This is a genomic window from Streptomyces sp. NPDC055966 (genome assembly GCF_042269865.1).
Lineage (GTDB): Bacteria > Actinomycetota > Actinomycetes > Streptomycetales > Streptomycetaceae > Streptomyces.
The window spans coordinates 93811-114910 of the sequence record NZ_JBHJYK010000013.1 but is presented as its reverse complement, the minus strand read 5'-3'; the positions used below and the strand labels follow the sequence as shown (position 1 = coordinate 114910).

The window sequence follows — 21100 nt, the reverse complement described above, 5'->3', positions numbered from 1 at the left end:
CCTGCGGCCCGGCCCGTCACGGCACCGGACATCTGTCGGCACCGCAGGAGGAGTCATGATCACCGCTTGGGCGCGCGGCCTGGTCCGCCATCGCTCCGGTCGTCTTCTGGCCGCCCTGACCGGGATAGCGCTCGCGGTCGCGCTCGTCGCCGCGCTCGGCTCCTTCCTCACCGCGTCGAAAGCGACCATGACCCAGCGCGCCCTGCGCTCCGTCTCCGTCGACTGGCAGGTCCAGGTCCAGCCCGGCGCCGACTCCGGCTCCGTACTCTCGCTGGTGCGCAAGACGCCCGGTACCCGGGCCGCCCTGCCAGTCGGCTACGCCCGCACCGCCGGCTTCAGCGCCCGCGTGCAGGGCAGCACCCAGACCACCGGCCCCGGCATGGCGCTCGGCCTGCCCGACGGCTACCGCGCCCTGTTCCCCGACGCGATCCGCACGCTGTCCGGCGCCTCCACCGGTGTCCTGCTGGCCCAGCAGACCGCCTCGAACCTGCACGCCGCTCCCGGGGACACGATCAGCGTCCAGCTGCCCGGCGTCGGAGTGCGCCAGGTGACGGTGGATGGCGTGATCGACCTGCCGCAGGCCGACTCCCTCTTCCAGACGGTCGGCGCCCCCAGCCAGTCCCAGCCGACCGCACCCCCGGACAACGTCGTCCTCCTGCCCGCCGCCCGGTTCGCCGCGCTCACGCACGGCTCCACCGGCACGACCACCCAGATTCACGTCGCCCGCGACACCACGCGCCTGCCCGCCGACCCGGCCGCCGCCTACACCGCCGTCACCCGCGCCGCCCACAACCTGGAGGCCCGCTCCACCGGTACCGCACTCGTCGGCGACAACGTCGGCGCCGCCCTCGACTCCGCCCGCCAGGACGCCCTGTACGCCCAGATCCTCTTCCTCTTCCTCGGGGTCCCCGGCGCGGTCCTGGCCGCTGCGCTGACCGTCGCGGTCGCCTCCGCCGGGAGTGAACGGCGCCGCCAGGAACAGGGACTGCTGCGGCTGCGCGGCCTGCGCCCCGGCCAGATCACCGCCCTGGCCGGCCTGGAAGCTGCGCTCATCGGTCTGCTGGGCGGGCTGGCCGGGCTGGGCATCGCCGCGCTGACCGGGCGCTTCGCCTTCGGCACCGCGTCCTTCGGGACCGGCGCCGGCACCTGGGCGGCCTGGTACGCCTTCGCCTTCCTCCTCGGCGCCGCCGTGGCCGCGGGTGCCGTCCTCGTCCCCGCACTACGCGACCTGCGCACGGTGACCGTCGCCGAGACCCGCAAGGAGTCCGGGGCACGTGGCACCCGCAGCCCCTGGTGGGCGCGCTGCGGCCTGGACCTCGCCCTGCTGCTCGGCTCCTGGCTGGTCTTCCGCGCCTCCTCCGGCAACCAGTACGCCCTGGTCCTCGCCCCGGAGGGCGTGCCCAGCATCTCGGTGTCGTACTGGGCGTTCCTCGGCCCCGCACTGCTGTGGCTCGGCGCCGCCCTGCTCCTGTGGCGCCTGACGCTGCTGGCCCTCGCCCACGGCCGCCCGGCGCTCGCCCGGCTGGCCCGCCCGCTGACCGCGAACCTCGCCGGCACCACCGCCGCCACCCTCGCCCGGCGCCGCCGCCCGCTCGCCCGCTCCGTGGTGCTGCTCGCCCTCGCCGTGTCCTTCGCGGTCTCCACCGCCGTCTTCAACGCCACCTACAAACAGCAGGCCGAGGTCGACGCCCGCCTCACCAACGGCGCCGACGTCACCGTCACCGAACCACCCGGCGCCCACGCCCCGCCCAGCGCCGCGGACACGCTGAAGGTCTCCGGCGTCCGGCACGTCGAACCCGTCCAGCACCGCTTCGCCTACGTCGGCTCCGACCTCCAGGACCTCTACGGCGTCCGCCCCGGCACCATCGCCCGGGCAACCTCCCTCCAGGACGCCTACTTCGCAGGCGGCACCGCCCACGAGCTCATGCGGCGCCTCACCGAGCGCCCCGACAACCTGCTGGTCAGCGCCGAGACCGTCAACGACTTCCAGCTCTCCCCCGGCGACACCGTCAACCTGCGCATCCAGGACGCCCGCACCAAGGCTCTGCGCACGGTTCCCTTCCACTATGCGGGCATCGTCAAGGAGTTCCCCACTGCCCCCAAGGACAGCTTCTTCGTCGCCAACGCCTCCTACATCACGCAGGCGACCGGCAGCGACGCGGTGGGCGCCTTCCTCCTCGACACCGGCGGCACCCACCAGCAGCAGATCGCCGCCGACCTGCGCACACGGCTCGGCACCGGCGCCACCGTCACCGACCTGACCCAGACCCGGGGCACCGTCGGCTCCAGCCTGACCTCCGTCGACCTGGCCGGCCTCACCCGCATCGAACTGGCCTTCGCCGTCCTGCTCGCGGCCGGCGCCGGCGGCCTCCTCCTCGCCCTCGGCCTTGCCGAACGCCGCCGGACCTTCGCCATCGCCACCGTCCTCGGCGCCCGCACCGGGCAGCTGCGCGGCATGGTCCTCACCGAAGCCCTCCTCCTGGCCGCGGCCGGTCTCGCCGGAGGCGGGCTGATCGGCTGGGCCCTGTCCGAGATGCTGGTCAAGGTCCTCACCGGCGTCTTCGACCCGCCCCCCGCCGACCTGGCGGTGCCCGGCGGCTACCTCGCCCTGACCGCACTGGCCGCCCTGGCCGCCGTACTGGCGGCGGCCCTGAACGGGATCCGCCGCGCCCGGCGCCCCGCCGTCGAGGAACTGCGCGACCTGTGAGCCAGCGCGCGACGACCGACGTGTCTACCCTGACGGCCATGGGCACGCCCACCGCACCCGACAACGGCCGCTTCCGGGTTCTCGTGGTCGAGGACGACGACGTCATCGGCCACCATCTCCAGTCCGGACTGCAAGGCAACGGTTACACCACCGCCTGGAGCCGCACCGGCACCGCCGCCCTCGCCGAAGCAGACCGCGCCCCCTACGACGCCCTGCTCCTGGATCTCGGCCTGCCCGACATGGACGGCCTCGACGTCGCCCGCACCCTGCGCGCCCGCTTCCGGGACCTGCTGATCGTCGTCCTCACCGCCCGCACCGACGACATCGACATCATCGCCGGCCTGGACGCCGGCGCCGACGACTACCTGGTCAAACCCTTCAGCCTCACCGTCCTGCTGGCCCGCCTCCGCGCTCACCTGCGCCGCCGGACCGTCACCACGGTCACCGACCAGCCGATCCACCTCGGCGACCTCGTCATCGACCCCGCGGCACGCCGCTGCCACCTGCACGACACGGAACTCCCCCTGCGTCTCAAGGAGTTCGAGCTGCTCGCCCTTCTCGCCCGGCACGTGGGCGAGGCCGTCTCCCGCGAGACCCTGATGGCCGAGGTCTGGGACGAGAACTGGTTCGGCTCCACCAAGACCCTCGACGTCACCATGGCCGCCCTCCGCCGCCGCCTCACCGACGCCGCCGGAACAGCCCCCGGCCCCGGCCACCTACCCCGCATCACCACACTCAGAGGCCACGGCTACCGCCTGGATCCGTGACCGGCTGGTGGGTGAGAGCCACGCTGGGCTCAGCCCCAGGTCTTGCCGGCCGGTTCCTTGATGGTGCGGTTGATCCGGTTGAAGAAGTTGGTCAACGCGATCTCCAGGTTGATCGCGCCGATCTGCTCCTCGGTGAAATGAGTGTTGGCCTCTTCCCGGATCTCGTCGGTGACACCCGGCGCACCGTCCTGCAACCGGGTGGCGGCCTCGGCCAGCGCCAGTGCCGCGCGCTCCGCGTCGGTGTAGAACGGCGCCTCACGCCACGCCGCCACGTTGTGCAGCCGCTCATCGGTGTCACCGGCCTTCTTCCCCCCGGAGACACTGGCGTAGACGCACGCCGAGCAACTGTTGATCTGGCTGACGCGCAGGTGGACCAGCGCCAGCAGCTTCGGGGTGACGCCTCCGGCGGCGATCGCCTTCTGGAGGTGCTGGATCGCGGTCCACACATCGGGGTTGTTCGTGTTCTTGTTCTTGAGCCGGTTCTCCATGTGGGAGTGCTCCCCTTCATCGGGTTACGTTGCGGCGCCTGTGCGCGTCATCCCTATGACGGAGCAGCTTCCACGGAGGTAACACCATGGCCGGCACTCATCCCGCGGACCCGATCGCCGATGCCTTCGAGTCCCACCGTGACCGGCTCCGCGCCGTCGCCTACCGCATGCTCGGATCACATGCCGACGCGGAAGACGTGGTCCAGGAGGCGTGGCTGCGTCTGTCCCGCCAGGACACCGACACCATCGACAACCTCGGCGGCTGGCTGACCACCGTGGTCGGCCGCATCAGCCTCGATGTCCTGCGCTCGGGCCGGACGCGCCCAGAAGTCTCCTTCGACGACCGGCTACCCGAATTCACCGTCATGCTCGACGACGCTCCCGCTCCGGAAGACCTCACGGCAATCGGAGACTCCGTCGGCCTCGCGCTCCTCACGGTCCTCGAATCGCTGCGCCCGGACGAACGACTGGCGTTCGTACTGCACGACGTGTTCGCCGTGCCCTTCGCGGAGATCGGCACCATTGTCGGCAAGTCCGCCGACGCGACCAAAATGCTCGCCAGCCGCGCCCGCAGGAAGGTACGGGCCGCCCAGCAGCCGGCAAGCGCCGGACGACAGCAACGCGAGGTGGTGCAAGCCTTCCTGGCCGCAGCCCGCGACGGCCGGTTCGAGCAGTTGCTTCAGGTTCTCCATCCCGAAGTGACGTTCACCGTTCACACCCCGAACGGCACGTTCGTCACGCTCGGGGCCACCGAAGTCGCCAGCCGCGCGCGAGTGGCCGGCAGCGCGGCCCGAGGACATGCGGCGACCGTCAACGGCCGCCCCGGCGTCCTCTCCTGGAGCGAGGACGGCACCCCGCTTTCCCTCCTGGCCTTCACCGTCGCCGACGGCCGCATCACCGAGATCACGGCCGTGACCGACCCGGCGAAACTCGCGCTCATGGACCTGCCGGTCCCGGTGTGACTCCCCACCGGCGAAGGCCGCGCATACGCGGAGCGCTCGACGACGCCGCCGTACGTGCCCGGCCGGAGATCGGAGCCGGTGCGCATGACGGGCCTGGCCATGGCCTGCACAGCCCTGTGTGCGCAAGGCATGGCGGATTGAAGGACATCACGTGAGACCTGCGGCCACGTCGCCGTCGGGGGCGGGTGCAGCGCTACGAAGGTCTTGCCGGTGGTCGCCGCCAGGGAGATCCTCAAGCGGGTACAGGGACAGGATGCACCGCGAGGAGCTGTGGTGAAGGCAGGCAACATGCGCCGCCGGGAGGACAGTTGACGGACAGGGAGACCCACTCCGCACGACGGGGGCAGGGGCAGGAACCCGCGGCGGCCGGGTTCGGGCGGCGGAGGTTCCTCGGCTACGTGCTGGCCGCCTCGACGCTGACCGTGGCCGCCGAACTCGGTGAGGCGGTGCTCGCGCCGGACGAGGCGGCGGCGGTCGTCCCGTCCCTGCCGGGTCCGGCGGAGATCTACGACCTCAACGACATGCTGACCCATGCGACGCTGCCGACGGCCGACCTGATCACGATCCGGATCGACGCCGACGGCACGGCGTCCTTCGCGCTGCCCCGGGCGGAGGTCGGGCAGGGCATCACGACGTCCAGCGCCATGCTGATCGCCGAGGAACTGGACCTGCCGCTGGAGCGGATCCGGGTCACACTCGCGGACGCGCGGCCGGAGCTGCTGTTCAACCAGCTCACCGGCGGCTCCAACACCACGATCTCCACCTTCACGCCGATCCGCGTCGCCGCCGCCGTGGCCCGGGGCCGGCTGCTGAAGGCCGCTTCCCTGGAACTCGGCGAGGCCCTGGGCACCCTGACGGCGAAGGCCGGTGTCATCACCTCCACGGCCACCGGCCGCAGTCTCACCTACGGTGAACTGGCCGCGAGGGCAGCGGCGGTGACGACTGGCCGGGTGTCGGTGGCGCTCAAGGAACCGGCGGAGTTCAAGGTGATCGGCACCGCTCAGCGACGTGTCGACGCGGTCGAAGCGGTGACCGGTCGCAAGAAGTTCGCCATGGACCTGCACGTCCCTGACGCCCTGCCGACGATGGTGTGCCGACCGCCGACGATCAACGGCACCGTGCGCTCGGTCGACAACCTCGCCGAGGTGCGGGACATGCCCGGCATCACCGATGTCGTGGCCGTCTCCACCGGGGTCGCCGTCCGCGGCCGTACCTTCGGCCAGTGCATCGACGCCGTGCGCGCGCTGAGGGTCTCCTGGGGGCCGGGCAGTGCCGAGAACGCCTCCGACACCACGATCCGCGACGAGCTGACAAGGGCAGAACTTCCGCTCCCCGCACTGGACTTGCTGACCAAGTCGGTCGATGCCCGGTTCACCTTCCACTTCGCGAGCAACAGCGCGCTGGAGACCAACTGCGCCATCGCCGACGTACGGAAGGACTCGGCCGAGATCTGGGGGAGCATGAAGTCCCCGATCGTCGCCCAGGAGGAGATCGCGCTGAAGCTGGGGCTGCCCGTTCCGGCGGTGACCGTCCATGTCACCGAGGGCGGCGGCTCCTTCGGGCGCAAGCTCTTCCACGACGCCGCCGCCGAGGCCGCGGAGGTCTCGAAGGCGATGGGCAAGCCGGTCAAGCTGATGTGGCACCGCACCGACGACTTCCGGCAGGGCCGCGCCCACCCGATGGCCACCTCGCGGGTGCGCGCCGCCTACGCCCTCGGCCAGGTGCTCACCTACGACCAGCGGCACACCTCCGTCGCCACCGACTTCGGCCACGGGGTCGGCGAGATCATCACCTCCGAGGCCGCGCGGCTGCCGGTCGGTGATCTGGCCTTCTCCGAGACGATCTTCGCCCTCAGCCAGCAGACGCCGTACAACTTCGGCGTCGTCACCCAGTTGCTCAGCGAGACCGACAAGGGCTTCAACACCGGCTCCATGCGCAACATCTACTCGCCCAACGTCCGCTGTGCGCAGGAGCTGGTCGTGGACGAGCTGGCCGGGCGGATGGGCAAGGACCCGTACCGGTTCCGCCGCGAGTTCGTGAAGGACGAGCGGGTGCGGGCCGTCCTCGACAAGGTGGCGGACGTCGGGAACTGGGGCCGGAGCATGCCCGCCGGCACGGCACAGGGCATCGCGCTGCATCCCGAGTACCACGCCTGTGTCGCCGTCCTCGCCGAGATCGACTGCCGCCCGCAGACCACCGGCCGCAAGGTCCGCGACGCCTGCACCGGTCCCCGAGTCACCAAGGTCGTGTGCGCGGTCGACGTGGGCCTGGCGGTCAACCCGCAGGGCCTTCAGGCACAGATGATGGGCGGCATCATGGACGGGATCGCGATCATCCTCAGCTCCGGCCTCCACCTCGACAACGGGCACTTCCTGGAAGGCAGTTGGGACAACTACTTCTACACCCGGCAGTGGAACGTCCCGCCCGAGCTGGAGATCGTCGTCATGCCGCCGACCACCGGGCGGCCCGGCGGCGCCGGGGAACTGGCCGTGGCGGCCGCGGCGGCGGCCGTGGCCTGCGCCTACGGCCGCGCCACCGGCACCATGCCGACGAGCTTCCCGATCAACCACGCCGGACCGCTCGGTTTCGAGCCGCTGCCCACCACCCCGCCGATCCCCGCGTCCCCGACCGACGGACTCAACCGCGCCTTCTAGGAGTTGCCGTGCCCGAACACACCTTCATCCTCAACGGCAAGCGGGTGACCGTCGACATCGAGGACGACGTCCGGCTGCTGTGGGTACTCAGAGACGTCCTCGGGGTCACCGGACCGAAGTACGGCTGCGGGCTGGGCGTCTGCCAGGCCTGCACCAGCCACATCAACGGCAAGGCGTTCAACCCCTGTTCGGTGCCGGTCGGCGCGCTCGGCCCGGACGACGAGGTCACCACCATCGAGGGCCTGCCCGCCACCGTCGGCAAGGATCTGCACCCCATGCAGGAGGCCTGGCTGGAGCACGACGTGGCGCAGTGCGGCTACTGCCAGCCCGGCCAGATCATGACCGCCGTGGCCAAGGTCCGCCAGGCCCGCGAGGAGGGCCGGGAGATCACCGAGACCGACCTCGACGAGATCCGCAACGTCTGCCGGTGCGGCACGTACCACCGCATCCGGGAAGCGATCGTGGCCGGCGCCAAGAAATACTGAGGCGGCGCCGTGCCGGAACTCGCCGCGCGGTTCACCGCCCCCAGGCTCCGCGTGTCGTTCGTCGACCGGCTCTGCAATTCCGATCCCTATGTATCGAAGATCTTTTCACCGGCGCCGCCGACGGCGCGTCGGCGGACCCCGTCGACCGGGATCCGCTGCGGGAGCCCGATGCCCTGCAGGAGGTCGGCCTCCTCGACATGCGCACCTCCCTGCAGTACCGCGCGGGCAACGCGGCGCTTCTCGTCGTGCGCGGACTGAAGTCCTTCCGATGGAGCGAGGATCCGGTGGAGCGCGAGTTGATGTCCTTCGCGGTCATGACGAGCAGTCCCGCAGCATGGGCGCCGCGCTCAACTACTCGGCGGCCTCGTCAACGAGTGCCGGCAAGCAGCCTGACGGCAGGCTTGAGCCACTCGACCCATCGGCTTGGCGCGGCTAGGTTGGCGGCGCAGATCCCCGCTGACCAGTCTTGGAGCCGTGCATGTCCTCGTTGGACGAGTTGCAGGCCCTGCTGGGCGCGCCCGTCGGCCGGCCATCCAACCCGGACGACTGGAACGAAGTCGAGCAATACGTAGGTTCCGCTTTGCCCAGCGACTTCAAGACGTTCCTCAACGCCTACGGCAGCGGGTCCATCTCCGGTGAGCTCGTTGTCTTCCACCCGCACGGATCAAGTCCGCTGCTGGAGCGCATGCGCAGGACGCACCAGATGTTCACTGAGCGTCGAGACAGATCCCTGAGCATGGGGGACTCCGAACATCTCCCGTACCCCTTTCACCCCGAACCCGGTGGACTGATTTCGTGGGGGTACGACCACAGTGGTGACGAGCACTTCTTCCTGCCCTGCGGCTCGGACCCGGACCGGTGGAAGGTCGTCACGATGGTCCATGAAGAGGGCTGCGAGACCTTGGACGGGCCGTTCTCGGCCTTCGCGCTCGCGTTTGTGCGGCGGCTGCTCGACATGGACCGCTACCACGGCATCGAGCCGGAAGCCCTGGAGTACCTGGAGCCGGAGGACCTTGAAGAACTGGTCGCCGCCGGAGAGACTGGCCCCGTCCAGCCGAGCTTCGAGCCGCTTTAGACGGAGCGGCCCCGCGACGGACCTCGTCGTTGGGGCGGGCATGTCCCCGAACTCCACCAAAACCCGGCCCCCTCATCTTCATCTGTTGCTCGGCGCGCAGCCGCCGGCCCTCTGCCGCCGTACCGTGAGCGCCGATACCGCCGCCGACCTCCTCCTTCACTGGCCGGTCACGACTGCGCCCCCTTCGGGCGGTTCGCTGCTGTCGAAGTAGACGACCAGCGTCTGCTCCGGCTGTTCGGCCAGGTGGAAAGCGGTGTACGCGTAATCGATCGCTCCCCGTTGGGGGTGTCGTAGCCGTTTCCGACCACTGTGCCGTGCCTGCACCTCGTACTGCGGCCACCACTCCCGCACCTGCGGGCTGCCCCCGTTCAGGTCCTCGATCAGTCGGGTGTACCGAGGGTCGCCGGCATGGCGTGTCGCCAGCGTGCGAAGTCGGCCGAGCAGGCCGCGTGCCTCGGTTTCCCAGTCGACCAGAACGTCCCGGGCCACCGGTTCGAGAAACACCCAGCGGACGAAGTTGGCGGGCCGGTCCTCCTCAGTGATGAGCCTGGGGAACAGCTCGTGGGCTGCCTGGTTGTGACTGAGGACGTCATAGGTGCCGCCGATGATGTACGCCGGGTTCGGCTGGAGCAACAGGGGGACGGCCCCGGCCTCGGCCGTGAGCGGCTCGGGTTCCTCGGCTTCGGCCACGGGCGCGTGACCGGCGAGCTGAAGGAGATGATCGCGCTCGTGCCGGTCCAGCCGCAGCGCCGCGGCGAGGGCGTTGAGCACCTGTTCGGAGACGCCGATCTCCCGTCCCTGTTCCAGGTACGTGTACCAGGTGGCGCTGATCCCGGCCAGCAGTGCCAGTTCCTCTCGGCGAAGTCCCGGGGTCCGGCGGCGGCCGGTCCGGGGCAGGCCCACCTCGTCAGGGGTCAGGCGCTCTCTCCGGCTGCGCAGGAATTCACTCAGCTGACGGCGTCGGTCCGGCTGCATGTGCATGGCGGGTGGTGTCTCCAGTTCCAGAATAAACACGTTCTGGATACCAGACTAAGCGGGGCGGAGACTGGTGTGCGAGCACGGGCCGAGGCACTGCCGACGGCCTCACACGGTCACACCGGCACCCGGCCGTCCAGTGCGCAGCGGCTTCCGTCACGCTCCTCCAGGACCCGCTGCCCCTCGGCACCCCGGCCCCGGTGCCGAGGATGGAGAGGGCAACTCATGTCCGGATTCAAGGGCAAAGTGGTGGCGATCACGGGAGCCAGCAGCGGCATCGGCGAGGCGACCGCGCTGCTGCTCGCCGAACGCGGCGCGCGACTCGTCCTCGGCGCACGCCGGTCCGAACGCCTGGCGGAACTGGTGGCCCGGATCGAGAAGGCAGGCGGCACGGCCGTGCACATCCGCACCGACGTGACCCGGCGGGACGACCTGCGGGCCCTGGTCGCGCTGGCCGGTGAGTGCTTCGGCCGACTCGACGTACTCGTCAGCAACGCCGGAGTCGGCACCATCTCGCCTCTCGACGATCTGCGCGTCGACGAGTGGGACCACATGGTCGACGTCAACGTGAAGGGCGTCCTGCACGGGATCGGCGCCGCGCTGCCGGTCTTCCGGGCGCAGGGAACCGGCCACTTCATCACCATCGCCTCCACGGCCGCGTTTCGCATCGTGCCGACCATGGCCGTCTACGCCGGCACCAAGTTCGCGGTCCGGGCCATCTGCGAAGGGCTGCGCCAGGAAGCCGGCGACTCCCTGCGGGTGACCACCGTCTCACCTGGTGCGACTGCGACCGACTTCGCCGAGGCGTCAACCAACAGCCAGGTCAGAGCGGAGATCACGAAGATGCGGGACGACATCGCGATCCCGCCCGACGCGATCGCCCGGGCCATCGCTTTCGCGATCGAACAGCCTGCAGCGGTCGACGTGAACGAGATCGTCGTCCGGCCCGCCGCCCAGAGCTGACCTCCCCCGCCCTTCCGCCTGTGAGCTGGGTGGCATGCCCGAGTGGAAACGACGGAGGGCGCAGCTCGTCTTGAGTGAGGGCTCTTCCTCAGTCCGGGCAGGCCGCTTGTGGTCCTGCGCAGGCACTACAACGAACCAGATGCGTTCGCGTCGCTCGCGGCCTTCCACCCGCATCTGGAAGTCGGCCCCGTGGCGGGGCGCCGGCCTTTCCCGGGGCTCCGTTGCGTTGGAGGCCGATGTGCCGAACGCCGAGTCCGGCCGGTCAGTGCGACCGACGGCTCAACCGAGAACGCGAGCTGCAAAGGGTGCGAAGCGCCCTCCGCGCCGACTCCGGCCTGCGGACCTGACCCGTTTCCGGCCGCGGACGGCGTGCCGTTCCGTCGGCCACCTGCGGTCGGACGGCTGAGCTCGCCGCTTGCCTCGCGGCGGCCTGTCAGGTGTCGACGCGCCCCGGTGCCGGCCGGGGAGCCTGTGCTAGCGTTTTTGGCGGACGTACGAAAGTCACGGTCCGGTAGGTAGTCCGGATGGCGAACAGTCGCTCGTACAGTGCCCGTTGAGGCACGTCCGGTGCGTCCCTTTTCGTTTCATGATCGAGAAGGGACACGACTGTGCCGGATCTGCACGTCATCATCGCCGGGGGCGGGCTCGGTGGCCTGGCCCTCGCACAGGGGCTCCACCAGGCGGGGATCAGCGTCGCCGTCTACGAGAAGGACCCCGGCCCGGCCTTCCGCAACCAGGGCTACCGCATCCGGATCAACTCCGACGGCATCACCGCCCTCAAGGCATTGCTGACGCCGCCGATGTACGAGGTCTTCGCCGCCACCGCAGGAACCCCCGGCCCGCGCATGGACACCTTCGACCACCGGCTCGACCTGCTGCACGCCCAGGAACTCCCGCCCGTACCGGTCCTGCCCGGCAACGGGAACCTGGCGGTCAACCGGATGACGCTGCGCCAGATCCTGCTGTCCGGCCTGGACAAGGCGGTGCACTACGGCGCCCGGCTCGCCCGCTACGACATCAACGCCTCGGGTTCGGTGACCGCCCACTTCGCCAACGGCACCAGTGCCCGCGGCGACGTGCTGATCGGTGCCGACGGGGTCAACTCGGCGGTCCGCAAGCAGTACCTGCCCGAGGCACAGGTCGTCGACGCCGGACTGCGGCTGCTCTACGGCAAGATCCCCTTCGCCCGCAACGAGGCCCGCTCCCTGCTCCCGCCCGAACTGCTCGGACTGTGGACCACCGTGGTCGGCCCGTACCGGCGCTTCGTCGGACTCGCCCCCGTGCAGTACCGCGAACCGATGCACCAGGTGACAACCCGGCTGGCCCCCGGCATCGAGCTCAGCGACGACAGCGACTACCTCACGTGCGTCTTCGGCGCTCGCCGGGAGCAGTTCCCCTGCAGCGACGCGGAGCTGTTCACCATGAGCGGCGGGGAACTACAGGCGCTGACGCTGTCCCTGGTGCAAGGCTGGCACCCGCGGTTGGTCGAGGCCGTGTCCCGGCAGGACGCCGCCTCGATCTTCCCGGTCTCGGTGCGGACCAGTGTGCCCGTCGCCGCCTGGGAGACCACCGCGGTCACCCTGCTGGGCGATGCCATCCACGTCATGAGCCCCGCCATCGGCGTCGGCGCGAACACGGCACTGCGTGACGCCCGTGTCCTGACCGACCGCCTCGTCCAGGCTGCCGGGGGTCGGCCGCTCGACGAGGCCCTCCATGCCTACGAGGAGGAGATGCTCGGGTACGGCTTCGACGCCGTGCGTGACTCGGCCGCCCGTGGCCACCGCCTGGTGGGCCAGAACCCGCTGCCCTCCCCGCGGGCACGGGCATAGGCCGGTTCGGCGCCCGACGGCACGCCCAACCGCACGAACCGGTGGCGGGCCAGGCCCTGGCTCCGCCACCGGGGAATGCCGGACCCAGGGGCGAACCCCGAGCGTCCGCGACACTCACGCAGAACAGACCGGCAACCCGCACACCCGGCGTCCTGCACATCGCCGTGCCCGACGCACGCACGGTCACCGGAACGAATCACCATGACATAGGCGCAGCAGACCCTCGGGTTCTCCAGCGGCGACCGCCAGTGGATCGTGACCGTCTGCGCACTCGCCGTCGACGGCCTGTTGCTTCTCGGTAGCCGCCTGGGCAACCGCTTCGGCGTTCGCGGAGGGCAGGCAGAGACGACGGCACACGCGGAGCGCGCGGCGTGCAGCGGCTCCTGCATGCCGGCCCACCATGCAGGCGTAGCCGGTGCCCTGCGAGCCGGCACCGCGTCATTCCGAAGGAATGCGAAACTCGAATTCGGGACGGTCCCACGGCACGGCGGGCGGGTTCGCGAGCGCGGTCCCGGTCCGTACGGCACCGACGCGGAGATAGAAGTCCTCGGCGGGACGATGCGACACGACCTTGACACGGTCGAGCCCGGCGGCACGGGCCTCGCACTGCATGTGCGCGACGAGCAGCCGCCCAATGCCACGTCCTTGCGCTTCGTCGGCGACGAACAGCAGGTCCAGCTCCGGTGGAGCGAGGACGAGCGAGTAGAACCCGAGGACCCGGCCTCCATCCTCGTCGGCGCCGACGGCTACGAAGGCGCGGTGGGCTTCGATGTAATCAGGCCCGACCCGGTAGCCCGCCACTGCGGCCGCGTACTTACCCTCGTAGGCGGCTGAGCCACGCACGAGCCGCGTGAGCCGTTTGGCATCCCGCGCGACTGCCCTCCGTATGGCGATCGGCCGGCTGCTCGGGGAAGTGCGTGAACTCATCGGAAGAGTATGTCGCACCGGGGAGTGCCGTCCTGCGGCAGGCCAGGTGCTCAGGCTCCACGCGGATGGTCCCGTCGGAACGGCTTCTGGCGGGCGTCGCCGTATCACCATCCCTCACACAGGAATCACCGACCCCCTGGACGCTGCCCTTGCGCAAGGCCCTGACCTGGACATACACGCCCGCACTGAGCCAGCTGGACGCCCCTGGACGGCTTTTACGACATGTGCCAAGTGGGACCGTCCGGTCAGGATCCTGGCCAGCGCCTGCGGCCAGGGTCGGCGGATTGTCGCCCTGCGGTAGCAGCGTGCGGGCTTCAGCGCGCAGGGCAGTGTGGCCGACGCCGATGTCCGACCGAGAGCACAAGCAGTCGCCACAGGCCCGACCACTGTCTGACGCCGAGCGGCCGCCCCGGGCCATGCAAGATCCGGACCGTTCCCGGGCCAACGACTCCGACGAGCTGTCCGTGGCTGCCATGTGCGCGGGTCAGCGATGCGTTTCCGCTGGACCACCAGCAGACCAAGAAGCTGCTGGGCGCTCCGCTCAAGGTGCTGGGCATGACCGCTCGGCACGCTGAGAGTCCGCATGCGGAAGTTCACTTCCGGAAGTGGCTGGCAGGCGCAGGGGTCGATCACGTAGATCTGATCCCCGCCTTGATCGCCTCGTTCGGGCACTCGGGCTCGCAGGCACCACAGTCGATGCAATCTTCAGTGATCTTGATGGCCATGACGGCTCGCACCTGTCTCTGGGCGCGGTCCGATGACCAGCGAGCCAACAGCCGGGCAATACCGCGCGGTGCGACACAAGAGGCCCACCGTCAGGGACTCTCCAGCGACCACCGGGTCCGAAGCCCTGCGGCGTGCCGCCTGTCGCCGCGGTGCCTGGTCAAGCTCACCGCGTACCTCGACGAGGGGGCGGCCGTGCACGGCTGGGTGGAGGACCAGATAGAGACCTCCGCGCGGGTGGTCACGTGGATCGGCCGGAAGTTCCACGTCGCCTACAGCGTCTCGGGCGGCCTTGCGGGGGATACATCTGCTACGAGGACGAGGCGGAGCTCACCCGCAGACCGCCCCATGAGCGCACCTGGGGCCGGCGCGGCCACACGCAGGTCGTGACGGTGAGCGGACGGCGCTCAGGGCGCCTGTCGGTGGCCTGGATGATCGCCATACGGCCCGGATCGCGCACCCGGCTGTTTCACCGGCTGGTCTGTCACCCGGCGGGTAAGGGCAAGCGGCGCAGTATGGGCGAGCAGGGCTTCATCGCGCTGATCGACGGCGTCCACCACCTCATCAAGGCGCCGATCGTGCTGATGTGGGACCAGCCGATCGTGCTGGCGTGGGGCCGGCTGAACACCCATGTCTCCCGCAGGACGCGGGAGTTGATCGACCAGCGAGAGTGGCTGACGGTGTTCCTGCTGCCCGCCGCCACCCGGAAGAAGGAGCCGCACCTCACCCTGACCGCAGGCCCGCCGGGGCGGGCCTGCGGCGGGAGGTCACTTGCTCAGGAAGGTCAGGAGTGCCGTGTTGACTTCCTGCGCGTGGGTCCACAGCAGGCCGTGCGGGGCGCCCTCGATCTCGACGTAGTCGGCGGACGGGAGGGCCTTGTGGAACAGGCGCGCGGTCCCCTCGACGGGCAGGATCCGGTCGCCCGTACCGTGCAGGATCAGGGTCGGCACGTCGATGGCCGGGATGTCGGCGCGGAAGTCGGTGTACCAGGTCGACGGCGCGGCGGCCGCCGCGAAGAAGCCGCCGCCCGCGGCGACGTCCCAGCTGTTGCGCACGGCCTCCTCGCTGATCCTGGTGCCGAGGTTCTCGTCCAGGTTGTAGAAGTCCTTGTAGAAGTCGGTGTAGTACGCGTAGCGGTCCGCCTTGACGGCCGCGACGATGCCGTCGAAGAACTCCTTCGGGGCGACCCCGTCGGGGTTGTCGTCGGTCTTGAGCAGGCAGGGCTCCAGCGAGGCCAGGAAGGCGACCTTGGCGACCCGGGCGGAACCGTAGGTGGACACGTACCGGGCGACTTCTCCGGTGCCCATGGAGAAGCCGACCAGGACGGCGTCTCGCAGGTCGAGGGTCTCCAGCACGGTGTTCAGGTCGGCCGCGAAGGTGTCGTAGTCGTACCCGGTGGTCGGCTGGCTGGACTGTCCGAAGCCGCGGCGGTCGTAGGTGATCACACGGTAGCCGGCGTCCAGCAGCGCGGCGCTCTGCCGCTCCCAGGAGTGGCCGTCGAGCGGGAACCCGTGGATGAGGACGACCGGCTGCCCGGTGCCGTGGTCCTCGTAGTAGAGGTCGATGGTGGTGGAGTTCTCCTGGCCCACGGTGATGTACGGCAAGGTGTCGTTCCTTCTTCCGGAGTGACTGGCGTGTTCGCGGCATGCGCGGCACGGGATGTCGTCACGCTAGGGCGGACGTCTCGCCGCCTGTTGTCCTTCAGTGCATCGCTGCTTGCCTGGAAGTGCCAGGAAGAGCAGGAAGAAGACGAGTGCCCGCACCCCTGACAGGCGCGGACGGACCACAGACGGTGCACCGGCGGACAAGGCGCCCCCGCCGGCGGCCCCTAGTGTGCTGTTCGAGCCCGCGGCCCGCACCAGCCGATCACCACGACCGACACCCACAGGGAGTTGTGCCTTGTCCCGTTCCGGCAGCCCGACCGTCGTGCTGGTCCACGGCGCCTTCGCCGACGCGTCCGGCTTCGCCCGCGTCATTCCCGAACTGATCGCCCGCGACCTGGATGTCGTGGCCCCGGCGGTACCCAACCGCAGTCTGCTCGGCGACTCCGCCTACATCGCCTCGATCGTCCGTGGAATACCCGGTCCCGTCGTCCTGGTCGGGCACTCCTACGGCGGCGCCGTCATCACCGTCGCCGGTGCGGAGGACAACGTCACAGCGCTGGTCTACCTGGCCGGCTACGCCCTGGAGGAGGGCGAGAGCCTGGGCGAGCTGCAGGGCGGCTTCCCGGATTCCGACCTCGCCGGCGCGCTCGTCCACACGCCGTTCCCGATCGACGGCTCCACCACTTCTGGCACCGACGTGTCGGTCGAGATCGACAAGTTCCCGTCCGTCTTCGCCGCCGATGTCGATCCCGACCTGGCGGCCGTCCTCGCCGTCTCCCAGCGTCCCCTGGCCGCACAGGCCTTCGCGGAGAAGGCGCCGAAGGCGGCGTGGAAGACCAAGCCCTCCTGGGGTCTGGTCGCCACGGCCGATCGCACCATCAACCCCGAGGTGGAGCGCTACGGTTACACGCGTGCCGGCATGACCACGGTCGAGGTCGACTCCTCGCACCTGGTGATGCTCGCCCACCCGGAGCGCGTCATCGAGTTGATCGAGGAGGCCGTCCGGGCCACCGCCCAGTGAGCCGATTCGGAGCTCGGGAACCGGCTGTCAAGGGGTCCTGCGGACACGGTGCTTGCTCAGGACGGAGACGCGGTTGAACGCGTTGATGGTGATCGCCACCCAGATCACCGCGGATATCTCGTCGTCGTCGAGGAACTGGCGAGCGCTGTCGTAGGCGCTCTCCTGCGCGGCGGCGTCAGCGGGTTCGGTGGTCGCCTCCGCCAGGGCGAGGGCCGCACGCTCCTGCTCCGTGAACAGCTCGGTGTCGCGCCAGGCAGCCAGCACGCCCAGACGCTGAGTGGTCTCCCCGGCGCGCAGCGCGGCCCTGGTGTGCACGTTCAGACAGTAGGCGCAGCCGTTGATCTGTGACACACGGAGGTTGATCAGTTCCACCAGACCGCGGTCCAGCCCTGCCTCGGCAGCGACCGCCCGGACCGCATCGGCCGTCTCGACCAGTGCCTGGTAGGCCTTGGGGCTCCGTTTGTCGATCAAGACCCGCCGGTTCACAGGCTGTGCTGTGGTGTCACTCAACGTGGGCTCCTTCGAGGCCGCTCCCGGCCCTTGCTCGCCGTGCCGTGCGTGTAGGGGGACACGGACTTACTATCAGGCATGATTGTTGAATATGAAATCACCTTGGGATGCGGGAAGGCCTTCGATGAGCAACGTCGAGACGAATCCGGCCGCAGTGCGCTGCGGTGCCGCCGCACACGGTGCGGCCACGCCGCAGGTCGACGTGCTGCCCCCGCGGGACGTCCCGTTGGGCGGGCCACGAGCCATGACGGTGCGGCGCACGCTGCCGCAGCGGGCGCGGACGCTGATCGGCGCCTGGTGTTTCATCGACCACTACGGACCCGACGACGTCGCCGACACCGGCGGCATGGACGTCGCTCCCCATCCGCACACCGGTCTGCAGACCGTGAGCTGGCTGTTCAGCGGAGAGATCGAGCACCGCGACAGCCTGGGCAGCCACGCGTTCGTACGGCCCGGCGAGCTGAACCTCATGACGGGCGGGTACGGCATCAGCCACTCGGAGGTCTCCACCGCCGGCACCACGATCCTGCACGGCGTCCAGCTGTGGGTGGCTCTGCCGGAACAACACCGGAACACGCACCGGGACTTCCAGCACCACGTGCCGAACCCGGTTCGGGTGGGCGGGGCAGACATCAGGGTGTTCCTGGGATCCCTCGCCGGTGACACGTCCCCCGTCCGGACGTTCACGCCCTTGCTCGGCGCCGAACTCGTCCTCGACCCGCGCTCGACGACCGCACTCCCGGTGGATGCCGCCTTCGAGCACGGCCTGCTCGTCGACCAAGGGGAGATCCGCATGGGCGGAACACTCCTGGCCCCGGCGGAACTCGGCTGCCTCGGCACCGGAAGCGACATCCTGACGCTGACGAACGAGTCGGACACTCCCGCCCGGGTGGTGCTGCTGGGCGGGACGCCGTTCGAGGAGCAGATCGTCATGTGGTGGAACTTCATCGGCCGCAGCCACCAGGACATCGTCGACGCCAGGGAAGCCTGGGAAATCGCGTCCGACCGCTTCGGCAGCGTCGAAGGTTACGACGGCCACCGCCTTCCCGCGCCCGCCCTTCCACATGCCACCCTCACGCCACGCAAGAACCCGACACGCCCCTGAAAGGCTCACGATGACACAGCCCGCCGCCGCTCCGACCGTCCAGCGTGTGGATGCCAGGCACCGGTACGAAATACTGGTCGACGGCAGCACCGCAGGCCTCACCGCCTACCGCGACCACGATGACCAGCGCGTCTTCTACCACACCGAGATCGACGACGCCTTCGCCGGGCAGGGCCTGGCTTCGGTCCTCGTCCAGCAGGCCCTGACCGACGCACGTGCCGCCGGGAAACGCATCGTGCCGGTCTGCCCTTACGTGGCGAAGTTCCTCAGGAAGCACGACGAGTTCGCCGACCTGGCCGACCCGGTGACCCCCGAAGTCCTGCGATGGCTGGAGACCGAGCTGGCGCGCTGACCCGGGGCACCGGCAGTACGGGCTCCGTAAGCTCGCCCATCTCTGCTGGAGATGACTGACATCCCGAACCATCGCCTCAGACGGGGAAGCACCCGGGGCGCGCCGACGCTTACGCCTGCGTGACGGCATCGAGGAAGCTGCCGGCCATCCACGGCACTACCGCCCGCGCCGGTCTCCCGGCTCGCCCCGCCAAGAAGGTGCACATGTCCGCATCATCCGAACTCAGGACCTCGCGGCCCGCGACGGCAACGGCCCCGCACGGCGTGCCGGGGTGGCTGGTCGCGCTCCTGGCCGTCGCCTCCGGCATGACGGTCGCCAACCTCTACTACGCCCAGCCCCTCCTGTCCTCGCTGAGCGGTGTCTTCCACACCAGCACGGCCACCGCGGGGGCACTGATCACTCTCACCCAGGTCGGGTACGTGATCGGCATGCTCTTCCTCGTCCCGCTCGGCGACCGGCTGGAGAAGCGCAATCTCGTCACCGTCCTGCTGGCGGTGACCACCCTCGCCCTCGTGGCGGCGGGAGTCGCCACCAGCTTCCCCATGCTGCTGATCGCCTCGCTGGTCAGCGGCGCCACCTCGGTCGTCGCCCAGATCCTCGTGCCGTTCGCCGCCGGCCTCGCTCCTGACCACGCCCGCGGCCGCATCGTCGGCCGGGTGATGAGCGGGCTTCTCACCGGCATCCTGCTCTCCCGCACGCTGAGCAGCCTGGTCTCGGACGTCGCCGGCTGGCGCGTCGTCTTCCTCGGCTCCGCCGCCCTGATGGCCGTGCTGGCCGTGGCCCTGCGCGCCGCCCTGCCGCAGCACGCGCCGACCACGACCATCCCGTACCACCACGTACTGCGCTCCACCGTCCGGCTGGTGCGCACGCACCCCGCACTCCTGCGCCGCGGCCTCTACCAGGCGGCGATGTTCGGCGCCTTCAGTGCCTTCTGGACCACCGTCTCCTTCGTCCTGACCGGCCCCCGCTTCCACTACTCCCCCGTCGGGGTCGGCGTGTTCGCCCTCGTCGGCGCGGCCGGAGCGGCCATCGCCCCGTTCGCCGGGCACTGGGCCGACCGGGGGCTCGTCCGCCCCATCACCGGCATCGCCTTCGGGGCCGCCGCCCTGGCCTTCGCACTCGCCGGGTTCGGCGGACACAGCGTCGTGCTGATCGCCCTGGCAGCGATTGTCGTCGACATGGCCGTACAGACGACCCTGATACTCGGCCAGCACACCGTCTACCAGCTCGACCCCGCCGCCCGCGCCCGCCTCAACAGCGCCTTCATCGCCATGTTCTTCGTGGGCGGCGCGGTCGGATCGCAGCTCGGATCGGTCGTCTACCACGCCGGAGGCTGGACCGGCCTCACCGCACTCGGTGCCGCCCTCCCCCTCGTCGCCCTCCTCTACTGGACCACCGAACGTCGCAGGGGAGCGGCAGCAGAGCCGAGCCCGGCAGGCCCGTAACTCTGGTCCGCGCAGGTCGGGCTCAGCCCGCGGTCGGCTTGTCCCTCAGCCGGCCGCGAGTGGCCTGGACTCCAGGGCGCCCAGCAGCGCGTCCGCCTGGGTGGAGGGAAGGCGGGAGACGCGAACGGCAGATGGGGCTCTGCCTGTACACCGTCGTGGGGGACGCCGGAGCTGTGCCGCAACAGGGCGGAAAGACCGCCGAGTTCACCGGACTGCCCCGAGCGCGTGGCCGACCGACTGGCTCGCGACATCACCGGCCTGGTGGCCACCCTCGTCACCAGGCGGGCTGCTGGGGACGGCTCTTCGACACCGCGTACGGCTTGCCTCCGAGCCAGTGGCATGACACTCGCGGCGGCGCTGCGTCGTCCGCCACGTCACCCGTGGTCGACGGGCCTGTCCCGACTCCAGAGGGGACCGATCGCATAACGCCGGGTGACCTCCGCCACGCTCCCCGTTGCAGCGAGAAGCACGACCGGGCGCCCTCAGCGGCGAAGTACTCGAAGACGAT

The 21100-nt window shown here is 70.2% G+C and carries 17 protein-coding genes and 1 pseudogene; 12 read left to right on the top strand and 6 right to left on the bottom strand.

What is annotated here, in order from left to right; translation table 11 throughout:
• Positions 1 to 55 precede the first annotated feature (55 nt).
• Together ACFC8N_RS26715 and ACFC8N_RS26710 are read left to right on the top strand one after the other, a co-directional pair.
• A complete protein-coding gene (locus ACFC8N_RS26715) occupies positions 56 to 2707 on the top strand; it encodes an FtsX-like permease family protein (RefSeq protein WP_376290445.1) in 2652 nt (883 codons plus the stop codon).
• Positions 2708 to 2745: 38 nt separating this feature from the next.
• Positions 2746 to 3474: a response regulator transcription factor gene (locus tag ACFC8N_RS26710; protein ID WP_376290443.1), complete on the top strand. Its 729-nt coding sequence runs from the start codon at positions 2746 to 2748 to the stop codon at positions 3472 to 3474.
• A gap of 29 nt (positions 3475 to 3503) precedes the next feature.
• On the opposite strand, the gene ACFC8N_RS26705 is transcribed toward ACFC8N_RS26710, so the two are convergent.
• Positions 3504 to 3962: a carboxymuconolactone decarboxylase family protein gene (locus ACFC8N_RS26705; RefSeq protein WP_376290440.1), complete on the bottom strand. Its 459-nt coding sequence runs from the start codon at positions 3960 to 3962 to the stop codon at positions 3504 to 3506.
• Positions 3963 to 4048: 86 nt separating this feature from the next.
• On the opposite strand from ACFC8N_RS26705, the gene ACFC8N_RS26700 reads away from it, so the two are divergent.
• The 4 genes from ACFC8N_RS26700 (at position 4049) to ACFC8N_RS26685 (ending at position 9138) form a co-directional block, all read left to right on the top strand.
• Positions 4049 to 4924, top strand: a complete 876-nt coding sequence (locus tag ACFC8N_RS26700) for a sigma-70 family RNA polymerase sigma factor (protein ID WP_376290439.1) — start codon at positions 4049 to 4051, stop codon at positions 4922 to 4924.
• Positions 4925 to 5322: 398 nt separating this feature from the next.
• Positions 5323 to 7578, top strand: coding sequence for a molybdopterin cofactor-binding domain-containing protein (locus ACFC8N_RS26695; protein ID WP_376290671.1), 2256 nt, complete (start codon positions 5323 to 5325; stop codon positions 7576 to 7578).
• Positions 7579 to 7586: 8 nt separating this feature from the next.
• On the top strand, positions 7587 to 8063 hold the full coding sequence (locus ACFC8N_RS26690) for a (2Fe-2S)-binding protein (RefSeq protein WP_356025792.1): 477 nt from the start codon (positions 7587 to 7589) through the stop codon (positions 8061 to 8063).
• 478 nt (positions 8064 to 8541) lie between these two features.
• Positions 8542 to 9138 (top strand): SMI1/KNR4 family protein, encoded by a 597-nt coding sequence (locus tag ACFC8N_RS26685; RefSeq protein WP_376290436.1) that lies wholly within the window; start codon positions 8542 to 8544, stop codon positions 9136 to 9138.
• 156 nt (positions 9139 to 9294) lie between these two features.
• On the opposite strand, the gene ACFC8N_RS26680 is transcribed toward ACFC8N_RS26685, so the two are convergent.
• Positions 9295 to 10119: a helix-turn-helix transcriptional regulator gene (locus ACFC8N_RS26680; RefSeq protein WP_376290434.1), complete on the bottom strand. Its 825-nt coding sequence runs from the start codon at positions 10117 to 10119 to the stop codon at positions 9295 to 9297.
• A gap of 219 nt (positions 10120 to 10338) precedes the next feature.
• On the opposite strand from ACFC8N_RS26680, the gene ACFC8N_RS26675 reads away from it, so the two are divergent.
• Together ACFC8N_RS26675 and ACFC8N_RS26670 are read left to right on the top strand one after the other, a co-directional pair.
• Complete coding sequence (locus ACFC8N_RS26675) at positions 10339 to 11076, top strand: SDR family oxidoreductase (RefSeq protein ID WP_376290431.1); 738 nt, start codon at positions 10339 to 10341, stop codon at positions 11074 to 11076.
• 608 nt (positions 11077 to 11684) lie between these two features.
• Positions 11685 to 12905: an FAD-dependent oxidoreductase gene (locus ACFC8N_RS26670; protein WP_376290428.1), complete on the top strand. Its 1221-nt coding sequence runs from the start codon at positions 11685 to 11687 to the stop codon at positions 12903 to 12905.
• Positions 12906 to 13343: 438 nt separating this feature from the next.
• Here the strand turns inward: ACFC8N_RS26670 and ACFC8N_RS26665 are convergent, their stop codons facing one another.
• The 3 genes and pseudogenes from ACFC8N_RS26665 to ACFC8N_RS26655 form a co-directional block, all read right to left on the bottom strand.
• Positions 13344 to 13832 carry a GNAT family N-acetyltransferase gene (locus ACFC8N_RS26665; protein WP_376290425.1) on the bottom strand — a complete coding sequence of 163 codons (489 nt, stop codon included), beginning with the start codon at positions 13830 to 13832 and terminating at the stop codon, positions 13344 to 13346.
• Positions 13833 to 14444: 612 nt separating this feature from the next.
• Positions 14445 to 14557, bottom strand: a pseudogene (locus ACFC8N_RS26660) (4Fe-4S binding protein); the annotation flags it as partial.
• A gap of 765 nt (positions 14558 to 15322) precedes the next feature.
• Positions 15323 to 16159 (bottom strand): alpha/beta fold hydrolase, encoded by an 837-nt coding sequence (locus tag ACFC8N_RS26655; protein ID WP_376290422.1) that lies wholly within the window; start codon positions 16157 to 16159, stop codon positions 15323 to 15325.
• A gap of 295 nt (positions 16160 to 16454) precedes the next feature.
• Here ACFC8N_RS26655 and ACFC8N_RS26650 point away from each other — a divergent pair, with 295 nt between their 5' ends.
• Entirely contained in the window at positions 16455 to 17180 is a 726-nt protein-coding gene (locus ACFC8N_RS26650) for an alpha/beta fold hydrolase (protein ID WP_376290419.1), read from the top strand.
• A gap of 27 nt (positions 17181 to 17207) precedes the next feature.
• Here ACFC8N_RS26650 and ACFC8N_RS26645 read toward each other — a convergent pair whose 3' ends face one another.
• Positions 17208 to 17690 carry a carboxymuconolactone decarboxylase family protein gene (locus tag ACFC8N_RS26645; protein ID WP_376290417.1) on the bottom strand — a complete coding sequence of 161 codons (483 nt, stop codon included), beginning with the start codon at positions 17688 to 17690 and terminating at the stop codon, positions 17208 to 17210.
• Positions 17691 to 17814: 124 nt separating this feature from the next.
• Here ACFC8N_RS26645 and ACFC8N_RS26640 point away from each other — a divergent pair, with 124 nt between their 5' ends.
• From ACFC8N_RS26640 to ACFC8N_RS26630, 3 genes are all read left to right on the top strand, one after another.
• On the top strand, positions 17815 to 18795 hold the full coding sequence (locus ACFC8N_RS26640) for a pirin family protein (RefSeq protein ID WP_376290414.1): 981 nt from the start codon (positions 17815 to 17817) through the stop codon (positions 18793 to 18795).
• A 10-nt stretch (positions 18796 to 18805) separates the two neighbouring features.
• Positions 18806 to 19147, top strand: coding sequence for a GNAT family N-acetyltransferase (locus ACFC8N_RS26635; RefSeq protein ID WP_376290411.1), 342 nt, complete (start codon positions 18806 to 18808; stop codon positions 19145 to 19147).
• A 203-nt stretch (positions 19148 to 19350) separates the two neighbouring features.
• Entirely contained in the window at positions 19351 to 20592 is a 1242-nt protein-coding gene (locus ACFC8N_RS26630; protein WP_356030819.1) for an MFS transporter, read from the top strand.
• Positions 20593 to 21100 lie beyond the last annotated feature (508 nt).